Annotated in this window: 2 tRNA genes and 2 rRNA genes; all 4 read right to left on the bottom strand. The window is 49.7% G+C overall.

From position 1 onward, the window contains the following. Positions 1-118 precede the first annotated feature (118 nt). The 4 genes from ABD128_RS09185 to ABD128_RS09170 all read right to left on the bottom strand — a co-directional run bounded on the left by ABD128_RS09185 (position 119) and on the right by ABD128_RS09170 (position 5,057). Positions 119-3,009 (bottom strand): 23S ribosomal RNA (locus ABD128_RS09185). 218 nt (positions 3,010-3,227) lie between these two features. After that, positions 3,228-3,303 (bottom strand) — tRNA-Ala (locus ABD128_RS09180). 28 nt (positions 3,304-3,331) lie between these two features. After that, positions 3,332-3,408 (bottom strand) — tRNA-Ile (locus ABD128_RS09175). A gap of 110 nt (positions 3,409-3,518) precedes the next feature. Continuing rightward, positions 3,519-5,057 (bottom strand): 16S ribosomal RNA (locus ABD128_RS09170). Together the 16S and 23S rRNA genes with 2 tRNA genes alongside form the textbook arrangement of a ribosomal RNA operon. Between the last annotated feature and the right edge of the window lie 118 nt (positions 5,058-5,175).

Genomic DNA, 5,175 nt, shown 5'->3' with positions numbered 1-5,175 from the left:
AAGTCTTAATAATTTGGCAGAAGAAGTATAAATCTGTAAGTAAGATGTTTGCAGTATTCAGCACGCTTTTCTTTCTATGTTTGTTTGCTGACTTGTCCGCCCAATTTCTTGGGGTTATATAGTCAAGCCTCACGAGCAATTAGTACAAGTTAGCTTAACGCCTCTCAACGCTTCCACACCTTGCCTATCAACGTCGTAGTCTACAACGGCTCTTCAGGAAACTTAAAGTTTCAGTGAGATCTCATCTTGGAGGGGGCTTCCCGCTTAGATGCTTTCAGCGGTTATCCTGTCCGAACATAGCTACCCGGCAATGCCACTGGCGTGACAACCGGAACACCAGAGGTTCGTCCACTCCGGTCCTCTCGTACTAGGAGCAGCTCTCCTCAAATCTCAAACGCCCACGGCAGATAGGGACCGAACTGTCTCACGACGTTCTGAACCCAGCTCGCGTACCTCTTTAAATGGCGAACAGCCATACCCTTGGGACCGGCTACAGCCCCAGGATGAGATGAGCCGACATCGAGGTGCCAAACACTACCGTCGATATGAACTCTTGGGTAGTATCAGCCTGTTATCCCCGGAGTACCTTTTATCCGTTGAGCGATGGCCCTTCCATTCAGAACCACCGGATCACTATGACCTACTTTCGTACCTGCTCGACGTGTCTGTCTCGCAGTTAAGCTGGCTTGTGCCATTACACTAACCTCATGATTTCCGACCATGATTAGCCAACCTTCGTGCTCCTCCGTTACTCTTTGGGAGGAGACCGCCCCAGTCAAACTACCCACCACACACTGTCCTCGACCCGGATAACGGGCCTGAGTTAGAACTCAAAAACTACCAGGCTGGTATTTCAAGGACGACTCCACATCATCTAGCGACAATGCTTCAAAGTCTCCCAGCTATCCTACACAAGTAGGTTCTAAGTCCAGTGTGAAGCTATAGTAAAGGTTCACGGGGTCTTTCCGTCTAGCCGCGGGAACACTGCATCTTCACAGCGAGTTCAATTTCACTGAGTCTCGGGTGGAGACAGTGTGGCCGTCGTTACGCCATTCGTGCAGGTCGGAACTTACCCGACAAGGAATTTCGCTACCTTAGGACCGTTATAGTTACGGCCGCCGTTTACCGGGGCTTCGATCAAGAGCTTCTCCGAAGATAACCCCATCAATTAACCTTCCGGCACCGGGCAGGCGTCACACCCTATACGTCCACTTTCGTGTTTGCAGAGTGCTGTGTTTTTGATAAACAGTCGCAGCCACCTGGTATCTTCGACCAGCCTCAGCTTAGGGAGCAAGTCCCATCACCAAAGCCGGCGCACCTTCTCCCGAAGTTACGGTGCTATTTTGCCTAGTTCCTTCACCCGAGTTCTCTCAAGCGCCTTAGTATTCTCTACCTGACCACCAGTGTTGGTTTGGGGTACGGTCGGTATATATCTGAAGTTTAGAAGATTTTCCTGGAAGCATGGCATCAACCACTTCTCGCCCGTGGGCGATCGTCGTCAGCTCTCGGCCTTAAAGGAACCCGGATTTGCCTAAGTTCCAAGCCTACCACCTTAAACACAACACCATCTGTGTGCTGGCCTAGCCTTCTCCGTCTCTCCATCACAATATATACCGGTACAGGAATATTAACCTGTTTCCCATCGACTACGCATCTCTGCCTCGCCTTAGGGGCCGACTCACCCTGCTCCGATTAACGTCGAACAGGAACCCTTGGTCTTCCGGCGTGCGGGTTTTTCACCCGCATTAACGTTACTCATGTCAGCATTCGCACTTCTGATACCTCCAGCAAACTTCTCAGTTCACCTTCAGCGGCTTACAGAACGCTCCTCTACCGATTACACATAGTGTAATCCCGCAGCTTCGGTGTATAGCTTAGCCCCGTTAAATCTTCCGCGCAGACCGACTCGACTAGTGAGCTATTACGCTTTCTTTAAAGGATGGCTGCTTCTAAGCCAACCTCCTAGCTGTCTAAGCCTTTCCACATCGTTTCCCACTTAGCTATAACTTTGGGACCTTAGCTGGCGGTCTGGGTTGTTTCCCTTTCCACTACGGACGTTAGCACCCGCAGTGTGTCTCCCGCGCTGTACTCCTAGGTATTCGGAGTTTGCAAAGGGTTGGTAAGTCGGGATGACCCCCTAGCCTTAACAGTGCTCTACCCCCTAGGGTAATACGCGAGGCTCTACCTAAATAGATTTCGAGGAGAACCAGCTATCTCCCGGTTTGATTAGCCTTTCACTCCGATCCACAGTTCATCCCCTCATTTTGCAACATAAGTGGGTTCGGTCCTCCAGTTGGTGTTACCCAACCTTCAACCTGACCATGGATAGATCACCGGGTTTCGGGTCTACCTCCTGCAACTCATTCGCCCTATTAAGACTCGGTTTCCCTACGGCTCCCCTAAATGGTTAACCTCGCTACAGAAGAGTAAGTCGCTGACCCATTATACAAAAGGTACGCAGTCACCAGACTAAATCTGGCTCCCACTGCTTGTAAGCATGCGGTTTCAGGGTCTATTTCACTCCCCTCACTGGGGTTCTTTTCGCCTTTCCCTCACGGTACTGGTTCACTATCGGTCGACAGAGAGTATTTAGCCTTGGAGGATGGTCCCCCCATATTCAGTCAAGATAACACGTGTCCCGACCTACTCGATTTCACTTCTAATTCGCTTTCGTGTACAGGGCTATCACCTTGTATCGCGTCACTTTCCAGAGACTTCCACTAACTCAATAGAAGCTTAAGGGCTAATCCCCGTTCGCTCGCCGCTACTAGGGGAATCTCGTTTGATTTCTTTTCCTACGGGTACTTAGATGTTTCAGTTCCCCGCGTTCGCCTTGTACACCTATGTATTCAGTGCACAATAACCAGCTTATACTGGCTGGGTTTCCCCATTCGGAAATCCTCGGATATAACGTTTGTTGTCAACTCCCCGAGGCTTATCGCAGACTACCACGTCCTTCATCGCCTTCTGTCGCCAAGGCATCCACCGCATGCTCTTAGTCACTTGACTATATAACCCCAAAAATCTTGGAGCTACATCATCAGCAAACTAGATATCGTCAACCATCCGACTTCGATGATTAACTACGTTTTCTAACATGATGAATACTATTCGCTTACAAATTTTTACTCGCTTCTGCCAAATTGTTAAAGAACTTGTTCTGGTCAATATCCAGATGTATAAGTCTGCTTATACATCTAAATACTGAAATAGTGTCGTCCAATATATGGTGGAGCTAAGCGGGATCGAACCGCTGACCTCCTGCGTGCAAGGCAGGCGCTCTCCCAGCTGAGCTATAGCCCCATTTGATATCGGCAATTTCCAACATAATTGGTAGGTCTGGGCAGACTTGAACTGCCGACCTCACCCTTATCAGGGGTGCGCTCTAACCAGCTGAGCTACAGACCTATAAATCTGTCTTGTTACAGACGCTGTGGCCTGCACAACCGATCACTATTTCCAGATGATTTTAATAAGACAATTTGTGTGAACACTTATGACATGCGAAACACTGTCGTTAAGGAGGTGATCCAGCCGCAGGTTCCCCTACGGCTACCTTGTTACGACTTCACCCCAGTCATTGCCCACACCGTGGTAACCGCCCAATTTTAAGCTAGCTACTTCTGGTGCAAACAACTTCCATGGTGTGACGGGCGGTGTGTACAAGGCCCGGGAACGTATTCACCGTGGCATTCTGATCCACGATTACTAGCGATTCCGACTTCATGTTCTCGAGTTGCAGAGAACAATCCGGACTACGAACAGCTTTGTGAGATTAGCTCCCCCTCGCGGGTTGGCAACCCTCTGTACTGCCCATTGTAGCACGTGTGTAGCCCAGGTCGTAAGGGCCATGATGACTTGACGTCGTCCCCACCTTCCTCCGGTTTGTCACCGGCAGTCTCCTTAGAGTTCTCAACTTAATGTTAGCAACTAAGGACAAGGGTTGCGCTCGTTACGGGACTTAACCCAACATCTCACGACACGAGCTGACGACAGCCATGCAGCACCTGTCACAGAGTTCCCGAAGGCACCAATCCATCTCTGGAAAGTTCTCTGGATGTCAAGACCTGGTAAGGTTCTTCGCGTTGCATCGAATTAAACCACATGCTCCACCGCTTGTGCGGGCCCCCGTCAATTCATTTGAGTTTTAACCTTGCGGCCGTACTCCCCAGGCGGTCTATTTAAAGCGTTAGCTGCGTCACTAAGTATTTTAATATACCCAACAACTAATAGACATCGTTTACGGCGTGGACTACCAGGGTATCTAATCCTGTTCGCTACCCACGCTTTCGCACCTCAGCGTCAGTATCAGCCCAGGGGGTCGCCTTCGCCACTGATGTTCCTCCAGATATCTACGCATTTCACCGCTACACCTGAAATTCCACCCCCCTCTGCTGTACTCTAGATAACCAGTATCAAATGCAATTCCAAGGTTGAGCCCTGGGCTTTCACATCTGACTTAATTATCCGCCTACGCGCGCTTTACGCCCAGTAATTCCGATTAACGCTTGCACCCTCCGTATTACCGCGGCTGCTGGCACGGAGTTAGCCGGTGCTTCTTCTGCGAGTAACGTCAAGGCCAATGGGTATTAACCATTAGCTTTTCCTCCTCGCTGAAAGTGCTTTACAACCCGAAGGCCTTCTTCACACACGCGGTATTGCTGGATCAGGGTTGCCCCCATTGTCCAATATTCCCCACTGCTGCCTCCCGTAGGAGTCTGGGCCGTGTCTCAGTCCCAGTGTGGCTGATCATCCTCTCAGACCAGCTACAGATCGTCGCCTTGGTAGGCCATTACCCCACCAACTAGCTAATCTGACGCAGGCTCATCGAATAGTGAAAGCTTATAAATAGAGGCCCTCTTTACACCGTAGTGCACATGCGGTATTAATCCGGATTTCTCCGGGCTATCCCCCGCTACTCGGTAGATTCCCACGTGTTACTCACCCGTCCGCCACTCGTCATCAAACTAGCAAGCTAGTTCATGTTACCGTTCGACTTGCATGTGTTAAGCATACCGCCAGCGTTCAATCTGAGCCATGATCAAACTCTTCAGTTTAAAGTTTTTCGAAAGCCGAAGCTCTCTAATCTTTTGCTCGATGAATCACCAACTTATTAAAAAATAAATCAATCGAATAAATTTTTTGGGTGTTGGTCACTGCATCGTTGTTTGTATT

The organism is Kangiella japonica (genome assembly GCF_039523535.1).
Lineage (GTDB): Bacteria > Pseudomonadota > Gammaproteobacteria > Enterobacterales > Kangiellaceae > Kangiella > Kangiella japonica.
The sequence above is the reverse complement of the archived record's forward strand: the minus strand, read 5'-3'. Positions and strand labels throughout refer to the sequence as shown.